Source organism: Methylophilus sp. QUAN, from assembly GCF_015354445.1.
GTDB lineage: Bacteria > Pseudomonadota > Gammaproteobacteria > Burkholderiales > Methylophilaceae > Methylophilus.
On sequence record NZ_JADKYT010000001.1, the window covers coordinates 1,524,162 to 1,542,645 of the forward strand.

At 44.5% G+C, this 18,484-nt stretch carries 24 protein-coding genes and 1 pseudogene; 8 read left to right on the forward strand and 17 right to left on the reverse strand.

Going from position 1 to position 18,484, the window contains the following annotated elements; genetic code table 11:
• Positions 1-11 precede the first annotated feature (11 nt).
• From INP79_RS07520 to INP79_RS07530, 3 genes are all read right to left on the reverse strand, one after another.
• Positions 12-1,085: a relaxase/mobilization nuclease domain-containing protein gene (locus tag INP79_RS07520; RefSeq protein ID WP_194753562.1), complete on the reverse strand. Its 1,074-nt coding sequence runs from the start codon at positions 1,083-1,085 to the stop codon at positions 12-14.
• On the reverse strand, positions 1,066-1,425 hold the full coding sequence (gene mobC, locus INP79_RS07525; RefSeq protein WP_194753563.1) for a plasmid mobilization relaxosome protein MobC: 360 nt from the start codon (positions 1,423-1,425) through the stop codon (positions 1,066-1,068). Before mobC ends, INP79_RS07520 begins: the two co-directional genes overlap by 20 nt.
• Before the next feature lie 362 nt (positions 1,426-1,787).
• On the reverse strand, positions 1,788-2,312 hold the full coding sequence (locus INP79_RS07530; protein WP_228519761.1) for a ProQ/FinO family protein: 525 nt from the start codon (positions 2,310-2,312) through the stop codon (positions 1,788-1,790).
• Between the two features lie 98 nt (positions 2,313-2,410).
• Here INP79_RS07530 and INP79_RS07535 point away from each other — a divergent pair, with 98 nt between their 5' ends.
• From INP79_RS07535 to INP79_RS07550, 4 genes are read left to right on the forward strand one after another with little or no spacing between them, the layout of a single operon-like run.
• Complete coding sequence (locus INP79_RS07535) at positions 2,411-2,647, forward strand: hypothetical protein (RefSeq protein WP_194753564.1); 237 nt, start codon at positions 2,411-2,413, stop codon at positions 2,645-2,647.
• Positions 2,628-3,074, forward strand: a complete 447-nt coding sequence (locus tag INP79_RS07540) for a PleD family two-component system response regulator (RefSeq protein ID WP_194753565.1) — start codon at positions 2,628-2,630, stop codon at positions 3,072-3,074. Before INP79_RS07535 ends, INP79_RS07540 begins: the two co-directional genes overlap by 20 nt.
• Positions 3,064-3,858 (forward strand): HD-GYP domain-containing protein, encoded by a 795-nt coding sequence (locus INP79_RS07545; RefSeq protein WP_194753566.1) that lies wholly within the window; start codon positions 3,064-3,066, stop codon positions 3,856-3,858. Before INP79_RS07540 ends, INP79_RS07545 begins: the two co-directional genes overlap by 11 nt.
• A 35-nt stretch (positions 3,859-3,893) precedes the next feature.
• Entirely contained in the window at positions 3,894-5,039 is a 1,146-nt protein-coding gene (locus INP79_RS07550) for a PAS domain-containing sensor histidine kinase (protein ID WP_194753567.1), read from the forward strand.
• On the opposite strand, the gene INP79_RS07555 is transcribed toward INP79_RS07550, so the two are convergent.
• The 4 genes from INP79_RS07555 to INP79_RS07570 form a co-directional block, all read right to left on the reverse strand.
• Positions 5,032-5,616, reverse strand: coding sequence for a response regulator (locus INP79_RS07555; protein ID WP_194753568.1), 585 nt, complete (start codon positions 5,614-5,616; stop codon positions 5,032-5,034). The two genes, INP79_RS07550 and INP79_RS07555, sit on opposite strands and share 8 nt — an antisense overlap.
• 168 nt (positions 5,617-5,784) lie before the next feature.
• Positions 5,785-6,531, reverse strand: a complete 747-nt coding sequence (gene istB / locus INP79_RS07560) for an IS21-like element helper ATPase IstB (protein ID WP_194753569.1) — start codon at positions 6,529-6,531, stop codon at positions 5,785-5,787.
• 2 nt (positions 6,532-6,533) lie between these two features.
• Positions 6,534-8,081 (reverse strand): IS21 family transposase, encoded by a 1,548-nt coding sequence (gene istA / locus INP79_RS07565; protein ID WP_194753570.1) that lies wholly within the window; start codon positions 8,079-8,081, stop codon positions 6,534-6,536.
• 214 nt (positions 8,082-8,295) lie between these two features.
• Positions 8,296-8,535 carry a hypothetical protein gene (locus INP79_RS07570; protein ID WP_194753571.1) on the reverse strand — a complete coding sequence of 80 codons (240 nt, stop codon included), beginning with the start codon at positions 8,533-8,535 and terminating at the stop codon, positions 8,296-8,298.
• Between the two features lie 90 nt (positions 8,536-8,625).
• Here INP79_RS07570 and INP79_RS07575 point away from each other — a divergent pair, with 90 nt between their 5' ends.
• A complete protein-coding gene (locus INP79_RS07575) occupies positions 8,626-9,606 on the forward strand; it encodes a hypothetical protein (protein WP_194753572.1) in 981 nt (326 codons plus the stop codon).
• Here INP79_RS07575 and INP79_RS15640 read toward each other — a convergent pair.
• From INP79_RS15640 to merT, 7 genes and pseudogenes are all read right to left on the reverse strand, one after another.
• On the reverse strand, positions 9,591-9,773 hold the full coding sequence (locus INP79_RS15640) for an XRE family transcriptional regulator (RefSeq protein WP_370583238.1): 183 nt from the start codon (positions 9,771-9,773) through the stop codon (positions 9,591-9,593). The two genes, INP79_RS07575 and INP79_RS15640, sit on opposite strands and share 16 nt — an antisense overlap.
• Positions 9,774-9,796: 23 nt before the next feature.
• Positions 9,797-10,063: pseudogene (gene merD, locus INP79_RS07585) on the reverse strand (mercuric resistance transcriptional repressor MerD); the annotation flags it as partial.
• Between the two features lie 109 nt (positions 10,064-10,172).
• A complete protein-coding gene (merB, locus tag INP79_RS07590) occupies positions 10,173-10,811 on the reverse strand; it encodes an organomercurial lyase MerB (RefSeq protein WP_194753573.1) in 639 nt (212 codons plus the stop codon).
• Positions 10,812-10,823: 12 nt separating this feature from the next.
• A complete protein-coding gene (gene merA, locus INP79_RS07595) occupies positions 10,824-12,509 on the reverse strand; it encodes a mercury(II) reductase (RefSeq protein WP_194753574.1) in 1,686 nt (561 codons plus the stop codon).
• Positions 12,510-12,548: 39 nt separating this feature from the next.
• Positions 12,549-12,956, reverse strand: coding sequence for an organomercurial transporter MerC (gene merC, locus INP79_RS07600; protein WP_194753575.1), 408 nt, complete (start codon positions 12,954-12,956; stop codon positions 12,549-12,551).
• A 29-nt stretch (positions 12,957-12,985) separates the two neighbouring features.
• Positions 12,986-13,261, reverse strand: coding sequence for a mercury resistance system periplasmic binding protein MerP (gene merP / locus INP79_RS07605; protein ID WP_194753576.1), 276 nt, complete (start codon positions 13,259-13,261; stop codon positions 12,986-12,988).
• Between the two features lie 13 nt (positions 13,262-13,274).
• Positions 13,275-13,625 (reverse strand): mercuric ion transporter MerT, encoded by a 351-nt coding sequence (gene merT, locus INP79_RS07610; protein WP_194753577.1) that lies wholly within the window; start codon positions 13,623-13,625, stop codon positions 13,275-13,277.
• 71 nt (positions 13,626-13,696) lie between these two features.
• On the opposite strand from merT, the gene merR reads away from it, so the two are divergent.
• The 3 genes from merR to INP79_RS07625 all read left to right on the forward strand — a co-directional run bounded on the left by merR (position 13,697) and on the right by INP79_RS07625 (position 15,605).
• A complete protein-coding gene (merR, locus tag INP79_RS07615) occupies positions 13,697-14,122 on the forward strand; it encodes an Hg(II)-responsive transcriptional regulator (RefSeq protein ID WP_194753578.1) in 426 nt (141 codons plus the stop codon).
• A 166-nt stretch (positions 14,123-14,288) separates the two neighbouring features.
• A complete protein-coding gene (locus INP79_RS07620; RefSeq protein ID WP_194753579.1) occupies positions 14,289-14,549 on the forward strand; it encodes a hypothetical protein in 261 nt (86 codons plus the stop codon).
• Between the two features lie 705 nt (positions 14,550-15,254).
• Complete coding sequence (locus INP79_RS07625; protein WP_194753580.1) at positions 15,255-15,605, forward strand: hypothetical protein; 351 nt, start codon at positions 15,255-15,257, stop codon at positions 15,603-15,605.
• Between the two features lie 40 nt (positions 15,606-15,645).
• Here the strand turns inward: INP79_RS07625 and INP79_RS15645 are convergent, their stop codons facing one another.
• The 3 genes from INP79_RS15645 to INP79_RS07635 form a co-directional block, all read right to left on the reverse strand.
• A complete protein-coding gene (locus INP79_RS15645; protein WP_370583239.1) occupies positions 15,646-16,101 on the reverse strand; it encodes a glycine-rich domain-containing protein in 456 nt (151 codons plus the stop codon).
• 104 nt (positions 16,102-16,205) lie between these two features.
• Complete coding sequence (locus tag INP79_RS07630; RefSeq protein WP_194753581.1) at positions 16,206-16,649, reverse strand: hypothetical protein; 444 nt, start codon at positions 16,647-16,649, stop codon at positions 16,206-16,208.
• 1,582 nt (positions 16,650-18,231) lie between these two features.
• Complete coding sequence (locus INP79_RS07635) at positions 18,232-18,369, reverse strand: hypothetical protein (RefSeq protein WP_194753582.1); 138 nt, start codon at positions 18,367-18,369, stop codon at positions 18,232-18,234.
• Between the last annotated feature and the right edge of the window lie 115 nt (positions 18,370-18,484).

Genomic DNA, 18,484 nt, shown 5'->3' on the forward strand with positions numbered 1-18,484 from the left:
TTCACTCCAATTTAACGTTTAATCAATGCGTTGCGACGCCCAAAAAACACTCCAAACAGCTCTACTCTTGCGATAAATTTTCGAGCGTAATGCATAAATAATTCAACTGTGCCTGCAACTGATTGAGTTGTTGTTGCAAGTCCAGATTGAATTTCAGTTGAGTTTGCTCGATGCTCTTCAACGATCTCTGGACTAAGTCCTCTAATTCCTTCATTTACAACCTCCGGTACTGCCTTAGTTTCTTGTGTAGGCCGTTCAAAGCGGCCTTGAATGTAGCGAGCACGTTTTGCTAATTGAGTATTTAGCTCAATCAGTAGTGCGTCGAGATCAAATAAACTGCCAGGTGAGCTCATCTTTGCTGGTATCTGGAAAGACTCTTCAAAGTAACCACCGCGCAGGCGAAGTTTTTTGCCGGATTTATCCCTGATGGAAATATAGTCTTTGCCTGCTCTGCTGATTTCTAATCCAATCGTTTCTAAATCGTGAATCACATCTTTACGAGATTGAATTTGGCCTGCTTTAGCAAGTATATTGATACGACTGTTTATAAGCGCTAAAGCTTTTTGCTTGTTTTCTGGCAAATAAGGAGCAATCACCGTCTTACGTTTAAGCATTGGATCAGCGGGATTAGTGAAGCCATACAATGCATTTGTGTAACGTTCCCAGGCACGATATAACGGGCGATCTGAGCGGTCGTAGTAAGGGGCAAACCTTCTACCTGTGATCAAATCCACATTAGGGATGACAAAATGTAATTCCAGCCGCCCTTTATCCTGATGCTTTACCCATAGCCAATTTATGCGCTCGCTAGATAGCCCTGCGCAGACCATGTTTTGGAAACTCTCAATGACTTGGTTAATCTGCTCCGGCCGCATAGAGTCTGGATTTTCTGACCATGAGAGGACGCCGCTTGTGTATTTCTGCGCATACTTTGTTGCTGCAATAAGTTTCTTCGTGGTGGCTATATCTCCACGAATCAACTCTGCTTTTGGATTGCGCGGATTTCCGCCAGCATCATTGGCAGACATCAGATAATCAATGCCTGAGGCGCTACCTTTGCCACGTTTAAATATCTTGCAGATCATTTAAACGCTTCCAAACCAGTTGCAACATATGAGCAACCAGCAATGTATTAAAGTTTTGATCAGGATGGTTTTTTAGTTGGGTATTTAGGGATCTAGCAATTTGATTCAAATTATTTCCGATTAAGGCTACTTGTCGCACAAACGCTGAGTTTGGCTGCTGCAAGCCTGATAATCTTTTAGAGCGCTTCTTGCCAGGCGGCATCGGTTGATTCAACAGAGAACGCCTAGCAAAAGAAGCTAGAGGGCTGTCACCAGCAAGATTACTGAATTGATCCATCTCGGATCGATTTAGACGCACCTTAACAATGTGGGTACGCTTAAGGGGTGATGGTGTTGCCATTCGCTTCTCCAAAGGGGTCTAGGGGACTTTCCCCTAGCAAGCCACGAGGTCCCTCGTGTGTGCTTGCTTTCAGTCATCCACAATCTCTATAACGGCTCGATTTATTATAAATTTAATAAATCAATATTTAATCATTGATAATTAATATTTATAAATAAACTCTCTGATCTTTGGTTGTTATATATGTCTTCGGGAAGAATGGGGGATTTTCTCTACGTATGAGGGCCGCGATTATATCTGCCTCCGAATGCCACCACGAACTTGGCTTTATTATATTGCCTCTTGATCAAAACGAATTTTGTCCGCAACGTAACAATTAAGAGTGTTATAGCTTCATCTATCTTAGTGTTATCAGTCAGCTGCTATAATTTAATTGCATTTTTATTTTTGTTCAGCGTCATCATCAATTTTGCTCTAATCTCCTCTTCCGAAGTTACCTTACCCACCGAGTTACCAAGAAGGTCAATTCGGGAAGCTCCTTCGATAGTTACCGACCAATAACGTTTGCTTCTACACCAGGTGTTCAAGGCCAATTTGATATCAGCATGTGGTATCTGAGTCTCCTTACTTCGCTCAAGAAGATCATAGAGAATTCCAATCTTTAAAGGTACCTTAGGTATTGGTCGCTTAGGGAAAGCTTTAGGAAATAGGCTTTGCAACTTTCTAATTATGATGATGGCCGGATCTAACTCCCATCTCATAATATTCCGTTCAATCATTCTCGCATCCATCGCAACATACACCTTTTTGGAGTCAAAATACCTTATTACAAAACCTGTAATGAATTCCCAATTTAATTTAGAGATAACTCTGAATAATCGAATAATTACAACAATCAACGCCCTAAAAACATCAATTATAATAATTATTATTAATTTAATTGACAATTATCATTTTAAACATTGACTTTGCGATTTATTCAAGCTTTAATGAAAAATAATAAATTTTGAAATTATTAATTTATTAATTCACTGGGGTTATTACGATGCATCTTCCATACGAAGAGATAGAAAAATTGATTGATTTCAAAAAACAGTTATCCGTGGAAATTAACTCAAATTTCAACCAATCTAAATTCAATTTAATTGTTGCAGTTTCGGATGCGGCCTTAAATGCTTTATTAGATGAAATGCTTAAAACACTGACAGCCAATCGAAACAAACCAAAATTTACTCATCTTGCTGATTTTATAGAGATCGAAAATGTTCGAAAGCAAAAGTAATGGTAATGACTGGTGGAAACTTACCAAATATTTGAATTCCAGAGCCGGTCAAAAAAAACTGCTAATTGTTGAGGATCAGTTTCACACTAGACTGTTACTAAAAACATTGCTCACTGAGGAGAATTACTCTTTAGAGTTTGCCGAGGACTCCATTACAGCCCTGTACTTGGCTGAGAAGAGTATCCCCGATTTGATTCTTTTGGATTTGATACTAATGGACAATGTTGACGGATTATCACTCTGTAAACAATTGCGTTCTCGCCCAGCACTCAATCACACATTAATTTACGTGCTTAGCGGATACAACGATACTAAAACTAAATTTGATGTTTTGTTAGCAGGGGCTAATGACTTCATAGAAAAACCTTTTAGCCCTATTGAATTATTAGAAAAAATCTCGCGTGTGAGGCAAACAAATGGAAACTGAAATGAATTTACCGAGTACACATTTCACTGAGATCATTGAGAGCTCTAAATCCAATTTGATTGAACAATTAATAAAGCTGGCGAAAGACTTTTCTCTATTAAAGGAAGAAAGAGATTCGAATGAATTAGAGCTTATTAGAGTTCATCACAGAGCCATGCTTAAACTTGCCCTAGTAGCTTCCCATAAAGATGATGACACTGGCACCCATATCGTACGAGTAGGTTACTTGGCTGAGTATTTTTGTAAACTTCTTAATAAGTCTGATGAATTATGCTTAATGATTAGATTAGCTGCTCCAATGCATGACTTGGGTAAGGTAGGAATTCCGGACAGTATTCTTAAAAAAAATGGCACTCTAACGCCATCAGAAAGAGAAGTGATGAATACACACACTCTGATTGGTGAAAAAATACTTAAGGACGATATCCCAGTTTTCAATTTGGCCAGCATCATTTCCAGTTCCCACCATGAGAAGCATGATGGAACAGGTTACCCTAGAGGCTTACGAGGGGAACTAATTCCATTTGTTGGGAAAATAGTGGCTATTGTGGACTTTTTTGATGCTCTATGTATGGATCGGTGTTACAGGAAAGCTTTCACATACGAAAAAACCTTCAATGAAATAAAAGATCGAGCAGGTACACATTTTGACCCCAAGTTGACCGATCTATTTTTAGAAAATTACCAAAACTTTAAACTTCTTAGAGAAAGAATCGATAAAAAGAAAGTGACTTATGAGAACATCTTACAGTTCTCGGCACTTAGTTTCTTTGATGAAAATTAATTAATAACATTAGCCTCTAAAGTTCAGGAATTAAATTGAATAAGCTTTCAACTTTAACTGTATTCCATGAAACTCAAGCCTCCTTGTTAAACCATAGGTTGTACGAAGAGGATTATATTTCAGTTATTGAAAACTCTCCTGATGGGATTGTATTGACTCAGGAGGATGGCCTTGTAATTTATGCTAACAAAAACTTTCTGTCATTCACTTCTTTGCAAAAAGAGAAGGTCATAGATCAACCCTTCAGTTCTGTAAATCAAGAGCTCATTAACAAAAGCAATTCCATAATTCAACGTGGCGAATGGGGTGTTCTTTATAAACTCAATCAAGACAATAAGAATAATCCAAAAAAATTCTATAGAAGGAAAACTGATTTAAAAAATCAGTTTATAAATGATCAGGGTGAATTAGTTGTTTTGCAAAAGTACGAAGTTGATCTTAATAAGCATAATATTAGAAAGGTAATTTACTTTAAGAATATTACACAAGAGTACTTAGCCAATAATAACAAAACTGAATTCTTGCTCGCTGCAGCTCATGAGTTAAAAAACCCTATAACTAACATTATTGGGTTTTCTGAAATTTTGATGGATAAAAAAGGAGAGGACGAAGATTTTAATTTTATGATTGATGTGATTCATTCTCAATCATTGTTTTTAAATAAAATCTTGAAGGACCTACTGGATATTAATAACATCGAGCTAAATACAGGCTGTGACTTTGATTTACAGCAATTGGAAATCAATCATGAAGTAGAAAAAATTCAGAATCAGTATTTCGCCCCAACAAATAGAGGCAAAGTCGAGTTTATAAAGTATCCAGCCAATTTATATGCATTGATTGATCAAACAAAATTCAAGCAGGCATTATTTAACCTGCTAAATAATGCTTACAAATACTCTAAATCTACTGTTACGATTCGAGTAAATTATTTAAGCTCAAAAAAAGAAATAGCTATCAGTGTAATCGACTTTGGAATTGGACTAAGTTACGAACAACAATCCCAACTTTTTAAAAGATTCTGGAGAGCAGACACTCAAAACCAGATTGAAGGGGTTGGCCTCGGTTTAGTTCTTGTAAAAGAAATCATTGAATTAATGAATGGTCGTATAGAGATTTATAGCCGAAAAGACATTGGAACCTCAGCAATAATTTTTTTACCTCTTTCTGAACTCACTTAAAGAATGAAGCATCTTTTTTATGCTTGATCTTTGCCAAGATATACCCATGGAGAAACTCAAAACTAAACGGTTTCTCTAAAATAATTGTTTCCTTATCGGTTATTTGTTTTTCAAGTTCGGATCGTAATAATCCTGTAACTACTATTACATCTATATGAGAAAGAGATGCATCGTTTTTAATCAATGATAGAACTTTGAAGCCATCAATCCCTTCCATTTTCAAATCAAGAATTAGTAAATCTGGCTTATTTTTGACAATCTCCATGAAGCCTTCGATACCAGAGTTAACTATCTTCAAATCAAGTTCGACATTCCAGCTAGATATTTTATGTTCATAGAGTTTGGTTAATTGAACGTTATCCTCAATAATTAGTAACGAGAATTTTGGGAGATTATTTAACTCAATTTTCTTAACATTTGATGCATATTCAACTACTGATTTTTTCAGAATTCTTCGATGGCCGCCTTTTGTTTTCCATGCTTCCAACATATTGTTTTCAACCAATTTTTGAATAGTAGCAACTGACAAATTCAAAATATTTGCAACTTCTCGCGGAATCGCATGAGTTTTAATCACCCAATCTCATCTAATTTGCTCACCAGTGGTATTTAATTTAATCATTGATTGCATAAAATTGCTCAGTGATTGCATTGGAAAGTTCATCAGTGGCATATTTTTGCTCAATCTCACAAAAAAGTTCAGTCATTAGGGACTACTCTGGAAAACAGTCCCTAATGATAATAGCTATTTTTTAGGTGCCTTTTGTTTCCTTAAAGATTCGCCTTTAAGACTAATACTATGAGCGGTATGTACTAACCGATCCATCACAGCATCCGCTGTAGTTGGATCTCCCAGAAAAGCGTGCCATCTCTCTGGTGGATACTGACTGGTAATTACAAAGGAACCTGTCTCCAGTCTTTCTCTTTCATCAACGATATCCAGCAGCGCGCGAGCTATTTTTTGATCGAAAGGCATGATTCCTAAATCATCAATCATTACGATAGATGCCTTAATATACTTGGCTTTCAGTAAAGGGAGCGAGCCATTCTCAATTGCCAGGATAATTTCTTCTGCTAATTGACTGGATGTTCTATAGATAACGGAAAAACCATTTCTACACGCTTGCATTCCAAGCGCACAGGCCACCCAGCTTTTACCCGTTCCGGTAGCCCCATCAATGACTATGTGAGCCCCTTTGCGAACCCAGTCGCATGCGGCTAGTACGGAGAAAAGATTTTTATCCAACCCTCTAGTTGTTCGATAATCTAAATTCTCCAAACATGCATTTGGATACCTAAATTTTGCCAAGCTCAGTAATCTGCTCATTCTTTTCGTATCACGGGAAGATAACTCGCAATCGATCAATATTCCCATCTGTTCATCAAAACTTAAACCATGAAATGCTGGCTTGTCAAAATTTGAAGACAATGCCTCGGCCATTCCTGTTAATTTTAAATCTTTAAGTTTCCCCAACAATTGCTGTGTCATCATGCTTAATTTCTCCCTAATTTATAGTAGTCGCCGCCACGGATATTGATGTGGTGCCCATGTTTCTCTGTACCAATATCGTCCATATTTCTTTTATCCACCTTGCTTCTGAAAATGGATAAGATGCTGCTGTGGGTGATGGAATTAATTTTTAGAGCGTATTCACATACTTCTTCTAATCGCTCCGATGAATGTTGAATTCCCAATTTCTGTATGGCTTTTGCAGTGCGAATACCGTTTGGAAGATGGCGACTTTCAGTCAAATGCTGACCAAATACTTTTTCGGTTGACTCTCCAACCTTTCGCGCCCATTCAATAAGTTTATCCACACCGCCATCCGCATATTGCTGATGTGATGCTGGCATATGATGCTTTTCTGTTGTGTAGCCACCGGATACAGTACTAATGATATGAATAGCGACCTGTTTCCCGTTATGCATTAACTCTAGAGTTTTGCTGCCGGCACGAACGTCGACGAATGAATGTCGGAGCACATGTGGGACAGAGTAGTAATGCCCTTCATACAAAACATGATAGTTTTCACCTACACGAACATTTAGTCGCCACAGCCCATAGGCGTATCTGGTTTGAGGTAGCATTTTCAGCGCGGGTTTATCTAACAATTCGAATCTCTGGAGCCTAGACGCTTTATAAGCCTTCATTTCTTTATTGTTGAATATCTCAAGAAGTCTTTTAATTCCAGCGTTAGCCTCATCCAAAGAATAGAATTTGATATCACGCAATGCTGCAAGTATCCATCTCTGAATCAATTGCACAGATACCTCAACGGGGCCTTTATCGTTTGGCTTTCTAACCCTGGCCGGTAACACTACAGTTCCGTAGTGATCTGCGAATTCGGCGAATGTTGGGTTAATAATGATTGTTTGAGGAGTATTTTTTGTAACGGCTGACTTTAGATTGTCAGGAATTAAAAACCTTGGCGCTCCACCAAAATATTCTAATGCTTTCACATTGCATTCAATCCAGTCAGGAATGGATTGAGTCCAGACAGCCATGCAAAATGAATAGCTGGATGCTCCTAAAGTGGCGACAAATATTTCGGCATCTCGCCATGTATGACCATCTTTTTCGTATATACGGATTTTTCTACCCGCAAAATCCAGATAACTGTTCTCACCGGGAAGATTAATCTTCCTCATACTGATGCGCTGTTTTTTAACCCACTTTAAATAAAGACGCGCTGCATGAGAATATGAAATACCTTCAGGATTTTCCTCATGCCACTCTTCCCAGAGCAATTTAACGGTTACATCTTTATCACTTTGGATATCTGTATGCCAATCTAACCAATTCGGGTAATTATCATCACTTTTTTTATCTTGATCATTTCCACGAAAAGCGGCTAGAAACTCTGTATCGGTTAATTCTTTCAACTCACTCCAAGAGTAAGCAATATTAGGTAATTGCTTTGCAATCACATTGACGCTGTTAGGCGCAACATTTTCTCTAGCAGCTATTTCACGATTTGATAAATCGCTGGACTCACATAAGCGTTTTACAATATTTCTTATTTGATTTACTTTTAAAGCCATTCTATTCCCCATGATGATTCGCCTAAGGTGATGTAGGCAGAATATGATTCGAGATTGATTTACCTATTCAATAGATAAAAGAAGGGCCTCGACCTTGACAGTCGATAAAAGTGCGTAGACAATATCCGTAAACATCAAGGCGGCAATCTTGATTGGAAAGTCAGAGGCTTGGGTCTATACCCAAGCTTTTGCACTTCTAGGCCTCAAAACATCGTTATATCAGTCCATCTTGATTCCCCTTTATTAAGTTTTTTCCCATTACAATTGATGCCCCATCTTTTGGGGTGTTTGATTGGTCATGTATCCACTTATAAAAATCCAAAGTTATAAACAGGCGTTGTCGCCCAACTTTAAATGAAGGCGGCATAGGAAGTCCTAGACTAAGCCTGTTGCGCGCAGTTGCTTCCGATATTTTTAGAACCTGACTTACCTGCTTAAGATTCATAGTTTCCATAGTCTGCCTTCATATTCGTAGATATCACGATGTATCATGGTATGAATTTTCTTAACTCAAAGATGCAGGCCAATTTGGACACTTGCCCCCATGCCGCTATATATTGCTGACGAACAAATTGAAAATACGTTAGGTACAACTGTTGCTTGTGCTTTAAAAGCAATCAAAATGGATATACAAGACCATTCCGTGACACCTAGCCTAGCTTTAGGGCTCATCAAAAAGTATCTGCAGCCACTGATGCCTGAAGCAGATAAAGACATTTTGGGTAAGTTAAAACAAGTCACTTGGGATGAGCTGCATTGGGCCTATCCGGAGATTATTTTTCGTGGAGGACAACCAACCGGTTTGCTTGCAGATATTGGTGTAAGTATTGATTTGATTTGTAGATACACCACGAACCCTCCTAGAGAGTTCCTTAGTCAAGAAACAGTAGAGGTCGGTAATTTTTTACTACTATGTGAGCACTTGAACATAAGAATAAGTGATGAGGTTCGTTATTCAAATAATCGAAAATTCGATGTATTCAATACCTGTAAATACTGCTGGAGGCAACCTGTGCCTGGAAGATTGATATGTTCATCGCATACTGCCGGCGATAAACATTCTCCTGTTGTATTAAGTGCTAAAAATGAATTGTCAGAAAACTCACCCTCAGCAAATTACAAAGAGAGTAAGCGTCAGAAACCCTTTTTCGATGAGTTCATAAAGTCGACGTTAAGTAGAGAAATATGGGAGTTTCATGAAAGCGGTTTCAGCTCACCAACTTTAATCCCATCGCACAACATTTTTAAATGGTTACTGGATAGAAGGCCGCACGTAGCGAACTTACTTGCTCAGCAGAATATGGTAGTAAATGATGACGAAATCATTGATAGCTTACTTTTGTTACTACATAGTCCAGAAGGCTTCACCAACACACAACTCGAACCTTATCAAAAAACCAATCATTTGATTAAAACAAACCCTGTATTGATTTGGCCGATGTTATTGCGTGCTGAGGCATGGTTGCATGCACGAAAAACTTTGCGGAGTAATTGGGGCGGAAAAAGAACTCAGGAAAGAAATTGATTCAATTCAATTTGTATTTGATTTAAAACCTTAGTCGGATCTGTGTCATTACTTGCAATCAGGTAGGATAACGTTAATAACGTGAGGGGATGTATACCAATTACTTTTGCTATTGCATCCACTTTTTCGACTGTAGGCGAGTATAAGCCACGCTCTAATGTACTCACATACGTACGACTGGAAATTTCAGGCGCAGATCAGCAAGATGCGCCACCGCTTTATCGCTGTCTGCGGCATCCAGTGCCCGACACAGCCGTGTCAGCATGTCGAGGCTGATACCCGCTTCAAAGGCAGCCCACACGAAGCACAGCCGCTACAAAGCATCCGCATCGAACAAGCCGTAGCCGCCTGCGGCGCGTTCCACCAGCCGCAACAACCCACGCAGCATATAGTCGCGCACGACATGCACGCTCACGCCGGCATCATGGGCCAGACGGGACACCGTGTAGGCATTCATCGCACACCTCCTTTTGGTTGGTTCGCGGCAATGCACGTACCGTTTCGCCGAGTTCAATCCGCGCCGCGAGTCCGATGCCGGCGCCGTGGGACATTGGGTCGATATCCGATCACGGTGTTCTCGATGGAATGGTTTGCAACAGATGTCGATTAAGCTTCCGGCCCAAGCCGAAAGCCTCTTGGACGCTTACGATCTCTACTCCTTGATGCTCGGAGGCCCAATCTTCCGCCGTGAGGGCAGATGCAAAGAAATGCACATGACAACAAAAGGACTGACGGATGTCGGCCGCTGCCTGCGGAAGTACCAGTGACACTGCGGCGTGGGCCGGTTCGACATCCCGTATCTCGTCGGGCGTGACCGTGAGCGCAACGGGTGCTCCGGTTGCAGCGCAATGCGACGAGACGCGGGCCGTACGGCCGATTAGCGCCGGAAACATCAAGGTGTCCAACGCGCACCAGGCATACAGACGGCGGCTGTCAATTTCGACGACATGCGAAGTCTCGCGCAAGGTGAGGCCATACCCGATGATGTTCCCATCGTTGTCGTATTCAGTACTGGTGGCCTGTTCGAGCACGGCGGCCACTCGCTCAGCGGGCCAGTCGAGACTCACGGCAAGCGTCGTTCGCGAAACCGGACGCCCCTTGACCAGTTCACGCAGCAGCGCGACAAACAGATCCCCAAAACCTTCGGGCCGATTGGCCGGCGCGAGACTTTCGACAATCTCGGTGATGTAGCGGGTGGGTTTCATAGCCTTCTCCTTTCATCCTGCACAGCACGAAAGCTGCGTCACATCTTTTGAGAAGGTCTGCGCTGCAAGCTTCAGCCCCTCGACCATCGTCAGGTAGGGGAACAACTGGTCAGCCAGTTCATGCACGGTCATGCGGTTGCGGATGGCGAGAACGGCTGTCTGGATCAGTTCGCCCGCTTCCGGGGCGACTGCCTGCACGCCGATGAGCCGTCCGCTACCTTCCTCGATGACCAGCTTGATGAAGCCGCGCGTGTCGAAGTTAGCGAGCGCGCGTGGCACGTTGTCGAGCGTGAGCAGGCGGCTATCAGTCTCGATGCCATCGTGGTGCGCTTCCGCCTCGCTGTAGCCTACGGTGGCGATCTGCGGATCGGTGAACACGACCGCTGGCATGGTGGTCAGATCAAGGGCTGCATCACCACCCGTCATGTTGATGGCCGCACGGGTACCAGCCGCCGCCGCCACGTAGACGAATTGCGGCTGGTCGGTACAGTCGCCGGCGGCGTAGATGTTCGGGTTACTGGTGTGCATGCCTTTATCGATGACGATGGCCCCCTGCGCGTTGGCAGCGACCCCCGCCGCTTCCAGCGTTAGACTGGCCGTGTTCGGTGCGCGGCCGGTAGCGACCAGCAGCTTGTCGGCGCGTATTTCGCCGTGCGCCGTGGTCAGCACGAATTCGCCATCCGTGTGCGTAATCTGGCTGGCTTGTGTGTGTTCCAGTACCTTGATCCCTTCGGCGCGGAAGGCGGTCGTAATGGCCTCGCCGATGGCAGGGTCTTCGCGGAAGAACAACGTGCTGCGCGCCAGGATCGTGACCTGGCTGCCCAGCCGGGCGAAGGCTTGCGCCAGTTCCAGCGCCACTACAGAAGATCCGATCACGGCTAGGCGTTCGGGAATGGTGTCGCTGACCAGAGCCTCGGTCGAAGTCCAGTAGGGCGACTCTTTCAAGCCCGGAATCGGCGGCACGGCCGGGCTGGCACCCGTGGCGACCAGGCAGCGGTCGAACGCCACCACGCTCTCGCCGCCATCGTTCAAACGGACGGCAAGGCTCTGTGCGTCCCTGAAACGGGCTTCACCGTGCAGCACGGTGATGGCCTGGTTGCCGTCCAAGATGCCTTCGTATTTGGCATGGCGCAGCTCATCGACGCGCGCCTGCTGCTGGCCCAGCAGTTTGCTGCGGTCAATCGCCGGTTCAGTCGCCGCGATGCCGCCGTCGAATGGGCTTTCTCGGCGCAGATGGGCAATATGGGCAGCGCGGATCATGATCTTGGACGGTACGCAGCCGACATTGACGCAGGTGCCGCCGATGGTGCCGCGCTCGATCAACGTGACCTTTGCGCCTTGCTCGACGGCCTTCAGCGCCGCCGCCATCGCCGCGCCGCCGCTGCCGATCACGGCGATCTGCAACGGGTGCTCGCCGTCGCTGCCCTTGTTGGCGGCTCCCATCCAGCCGCGCACCTTGTCGAGCAGCCCGGTGCGGTTGTCCGTCGGCGGGGTATCAGCGAGCGTTGCCTTGTAACCGAGTCCGGCCACGGCGGTAGTCAGCGCCTCTGGCGAGGTGCCGGGGTCAAGGGCAAGCTGCGCTGCACCCTTGGCGTAGGACACAATGGCAGACTGCACGCCAGGCACTTTCTCCAGGGCTTCCTTGACGTGTGTAGCACACGAGTCACAGGTCATGCCGGTGATCTTTAGGGTGGTCATTCGATTTTCCTTTTCTGTTGTTGGCGACGGTCGTTGCCGTCAGCCGCGTTTAGGTGGCAGTTCGCAGCCGTCTGGCCCGCAACGGCGATGTGCCGGCGAAACGAAATCCAAAATCGACACGGCTAACATGGCGGCCAGACCGACATAGAGCAGTTTCTCCGCCATGGTGAACGTAGCGACGAGCACGATGACCGGCCCGACCATGCCAAGCAGACTGCGGTGCCACTGGCGATGGCTCAGCCAGCCAAGCGCGTTCGCGATGAAAGCGAGCACGGCAAACAGCGGCAGCAGTCGGCTGATGAACAGGCCCTCGTATTGGCTTAGAAAGCCCAGCCCGATGGCCGCACCGAAACTGGCGATGGCCGGAAAGCAGGCCGCGCAGCCCATCGCGGAAACAATACTGCCGAGTGCTCCGGTTTTATCTGCGATGCGTGTAATCAAACCCATGATGTCGCTCCCGGTTCTGGTTCAATGGCTCACTGCTTGACGCTGGACGGATAGCCCGCATCTTCGGTCGCCTTGGTCAGTTTCTGGACGCTGGTCTTGGCATCGTCGAAGGTGACGACGGCCTCACGCTTGTCGAAGTTCACGTCGGTCTTGCTCACGCCCTCGACTTTGGAGAGCGCTTTCTTGACAGTGATTGGGCATGAGGCGCAAGTCATGCCCGGCACCGCCAACTTGACGGTTTGGGTGGCAGCCCACACAGGGGCAATGACGGCGGCAAGGGCGAGGAAGACAAATAATTTTTTCATGGTGAACTCCTGATTAATAGAAAAATGGCATGACATAGGGAAAGCCGAGCGCGACCAATACCAGCGCAGCCACGATCCAGAAAATTAGCTTGTAGGTGGTGCGCACCTGTGGAATCGCGCAGACCTCGCCCGGCTTGCAGGCTTGCGCCGGGCGATAGATACGCCGCCAAGCGAAGAACAGCGCCGCCAGTGCTGCGCCGATGAAGAGCGGGCGGTACGGTTCCAGCACCGTCAGATTGCCGATCCAGGCACCGCTGAATCCCAAAGCGACCAGGACTAGCGGCCCAAGGCAACAGGTAGAGGCGAGGATGGCGGCAAGTCCGCCAGCGAATAGCGCGCCGAGCCCGTTTTGTGGTTCCGACATGCGTTTATCCTTTTGAATTCGTAATAGATAGCGTAACATTACTACCGTAGTCATGTACGGAGTCAAGCGATATGCAAACTATTTTGGAGAATCTAACCATTGGCGCTTTTGCCAAGGCCGCAGGGGTCAATGTAGAGACCATCCGGTTCTATCAACGTAAGGGATTGCTGCCCGAGCCGGACAAGCCCTATGGCAGCATTCGCCGCTATGGCGAGGCGGATGTAACGCGGGTTCGGTTCGTGAAATCGGCCCAGCGGCTGGGCTTCAGCCTGGACGAGATCGCAGAGCTGCTGCGGCTAGACGACGGCACCCACTGTGAGGAAGCCAGCAGCCTGGCGGAACACAAGCTCAAGGACGTGCGCGAGAAGATTGCCGACTTGGCACGTATGGAGTCGGTGCTGTCCGAACTTGTTTGCGCTTGCCACCTGCGGCAGGGAAATGTTTCTTGCCCGTTGATTGCGTCGCTACAAGGTGGCGCAAGCCCGGCTATGCCTTAGCGTGCTTTATTTTCCGTTTTCTGAGATGACCCCACATTGAATATACTTATTGGAGGCTTCGTTCACTCTTAATCACACTCAATGTAGATTGAGTTGGGCAATCTATTACAATCGACTGATTAAGAAATATAAAAATTACTGATTAAATTCATGAGATTTAGCGATTATGAATCATATGATTCCATACCCGGCAAAGCTAGATAATCTCGAAAGCGGATTCAGGCTGACCTTATTGGACTTTGACGATGTTTACGTTGAATCTGACCAACTTGAAAATGTCATACGGAGTGCTGAAGACACCCTACTTCGTTTGATTTTTAGCAGGATTAAGGAATCGAAATTGATACCGCCACCAGATCAATACTTAGAAATAGTTGATGAAAAACAAGTGGTTATGATTGATCCTATGGCTAGTTTTACTCTTTGATACTTTTTTTTCACGAAAGTATCAATTACATACCCTTCAAAACGGCATTTTTGCTGGATATTTACGGTTTAAATAGTTGAATTTTGTCTGTATTGGAAAGTGTTTTAAACAGCAAAAAATATTGAATAGTTGGAGGTGTGAGATTTTTTTGAAGTGATATTCTTGCCAATCCGGTAGCTGGAAGAAAGCTACTGGAACGACTTCAAATACAAGGAATGGTATTGAATACTCAGATATATCGATAAACTCTTGCTCTAGCAGCTTCTGTACAGCCAGAGCTGTATGCAGTAGTGGTAAGTCTTTAGCAACCTATTATTGTTTCTCAGGAGTCTCTTTTACCGGATCAAACTTTGTTGATTGCCAGGCTGCTAGCAATGCAATAGCAGTCGCATATTGCAAATAGTCTTGCCAATCCGGTTTCTGGCGAAAGGCACAGTCAAATATAAACAGTGGGGCCGTTGGAACATTTTGCCAACCAGGTGTGTATTGCAATAGAACATCAGGGCTCGGGGCATGCTCTAATGGTGCTAACGGGGCAGCATGGACAACTTCTATGCTTACTTGGGTTTCACCCTACTACAATAATTACGCCGGATATCCTTGTACTGGAGGTATTTTCTGGTTTAACTAACTTGCCAATCCGGTGTTTGGAAAAAATCGGCCGGAAAAGCAAGTTCAATATGGTCTGCATCTAATGCTGGGAACATGGTTGCTGATCAAACGTTAAGTGGAATTGCCCCTTGTAGAAACTCTGGAGGCGCATCTACTGGGAACACATTCATCAATATTTCAGTAGCTTCGGATTCTCAATCAATTAATGTTTCTGTCGGTGGAAATAGTTCAAGTTGTTACAATATGTACGCCTGCAATGGGTATGGATGCTCCAATCCAAATGGTGTTTATACATTTGTTGGATACTCTGCGTCGGGGCTTCAATATCAAAAATACATGGGACTTGGTGTGGGGGCCGTAAGTAATATATTCCTTACTAACTCAGGTTTCTCTGGTTCAATCGGCTGGCAGTCTGGCTCTAACGTCAGCGGTGTATACAATTAATTACGGAAAAAACCGCCATTAGTTTGGCGGTTTTTTTCTTTTAATACTCAATGATTACAGAGCCATCTTGCCCAGTAACACCCCCTCTCGGATTACCATCCGTTAAACATGCAGCACCGACGCCACCCACACCGCTATTCGGTGAATATAACTGTGCTGAGCCTATATATTGCCCAGAGTTAACCGTAATCCCTCCAGTAGCCCCATCTGCAGGCCTAGGATTCGATTGCCGATTACCCCCAGCCCCACCATATGCATATATTAGATTTGAGAAGGATGAAGTCCCTCCGGGTTGGCCAACGGAATTGGCGCTATATCCTGGCGCCCCACCTACACCGATATTAATCGTATATGTTCCGGAAATACCGCTTAAGTAAACTGTAGCGTTTCCACCTTGGCCTCCGTTGCCTCCGTAATTGGGATAATAACGACAACCAGCACCGCCGCCGCCAGCGCCAAATATTGTAATTTTGGCTTTTGAAATATGGGAAGGCACAGTCCACGTGCCACTAGAATAAAAGCTAACAACCGTTGGCCCGCCGTATCCACCAAATGCTGTTTTCCAAACACCGGATTGGCAATATTGCCAATGTTATTGCACTATCTTAGTTCCCACCACGAAATGATTCCGTTCCCAGCTAAAACACGATAGCTTGAATTATTTGGAACGGGAAATGTTACTGACCCTTGGAAACTGTTACTTGCGGCTCCGTCCTCAAATGTTATCTGTTGGTTATCAACATATACATTTATATCCCCCTGAGTACTTGAATAAAAGTATCTAACAATAACCGTAATTGTTTGGCCGGTATTATTAGAATAAGTACAGTTATTACAACGGGCTGAAGATACATTTTGATAAGATTGGCTTGTTGCACCAAGTAAAGTCCAACCGGCCCATGTTCCATTGACTTTAGTCCGAGAGTAATTTTTCCCTGGATTTGTCATTCCATAAGCAATTTGAGTTTGCCAATGGCTACCTCCAAGGTGAGTATAGTTTTCAACAAAATACCAGTTACCATCACCATTTGGTGCATTAATCATTGCTCCACCATTGAAGCAAGATCTTGTACCAGGACCATCTGTTAGAGCATTTAAGTCTTTATAGCTCCAGTCTGTGCAATTAAAGTTTCTAAGCCAAACACCGGATTGGCAAGACTATTAAGATAGCCAAATACCTGCAGATATGCAGTAATAACCGGAACCTAAATAACTCATACCCGTATTCGTTGGGAAATAACCGTTTCCAACATAGCGAGATCCATTCCAATTCGCGTTTGAGATGAATACGAAACTCGCACTTCCATTGCCACTACCCGCACCACCTCCAAGACAAATCATATCGCCTGAAGCTCTTTGGCAATAGGTTTGTGCCTTACATGTTGATCCAGGCAGGCCTTTATTAAAACCTGCACCATCACCGGCTATTTTCCAACTACCGGATTGGCAAGATCGTTCTAGCGGTAGACAATCAGTGAAATGCCCGCTCTATCAGCGAAGCCACCAATATTGGCGTTATAAACAGATACATTTAAGCCAGTTGCTGACTCCGCATAAATATTCCCGATGTAACCATATCCATTGCTTGTACCGTTTGTGTATGAGTAATTAGTAACATAGTTTGAGTCAGGTAAAGGATTCTGAAAATACACTGTGTAAACGCCAGCAGAACTTCTCCATATTGATGAAACGTTATAGCTTGACCTAATAGCACACCATCCTGACGGGCAAGACGTACCATTAAAGTTTACCCACGCGGACGCACCTCGCGTTGCTTTTTGCCAGCTACCGGATTGGCAAGCATGTCATCTGAATGCTACAAAATTTGCCCAAAAAGCATCGAAATAACCAGGTGTAGGATCATTAACACCTCTTGAATGTACTGTTGCATACGCGCTTGTTTGACTAGAAATCTCAGTCGCGAATGCACCGCCAGAACCACCACTGCCGACATTCCATGATATTGCATAATAATCAGGTAATAAATTCAAATAAAAAATCGTGTAGTTTCCAGGGGAATTCCTGACTACACCAGAAACATTAAAGCTTGATCTAATTGTGCACCATCCTCCAGGACAATAAGTACCATCAAAATTAACCCATGCCGATGAACCTCTTGATGCTTTTTGCCAGCTACCGGATTGGCAAGACTATGGACATGACGCTTTCTTATATATTCCCCCACCCAGTCCTATTGGAATCGAGCTAGGGCAATAAGCTGAATTACTTGCATGAATTAGTCCGCGGGTAGATATACCATAGCCACAATATAATGCGTTATCACCACCCGTTCCTGAATAATAAACATAACTTCCATCGAAGCCACCTATGAAGAATGGGCCACCATATGATGTTGCGCAAATTAACGCGTCAGGCCAACTTCCAAGGCCCTTAAGCTGAGCGACACCCATACCCGAGTAGGATTGCTTCCATACACCGGATTGGCAATGCAATTAATAGCAGAAGTAAAACGAGTTATACCCGCCGGCAGGGTCATTCCCATATCCAAATCCGTATATCTGCTGATTTGTAGCACAGCTGCAACTTCCGGTATTCCGATTAGGAATCCTACAACCGAGAACAGAGTTAATAGAATACCCACCTTGTACTGCACCCGCTGAACTCTTTAACCAGCTACCGGATTGGCAATGAGGTTATTCGCACGTATAAGTACTGGTTGTACTAACTTGAGCAGTAATGCCACATGTTGTAGAAACACCTGCAACTGAAACTGCACTTCTTCCAGATGGGCAAGAGCAACCACCAGTTACTCTGTTTACATTAACGCATCGGTTAGGTCCACAAATCCCAGCACTTGTTGTAGTGATGATGGTGTATCCACCATTACCTAACGAGAAAAAGCCCCCACTATTTGTTAC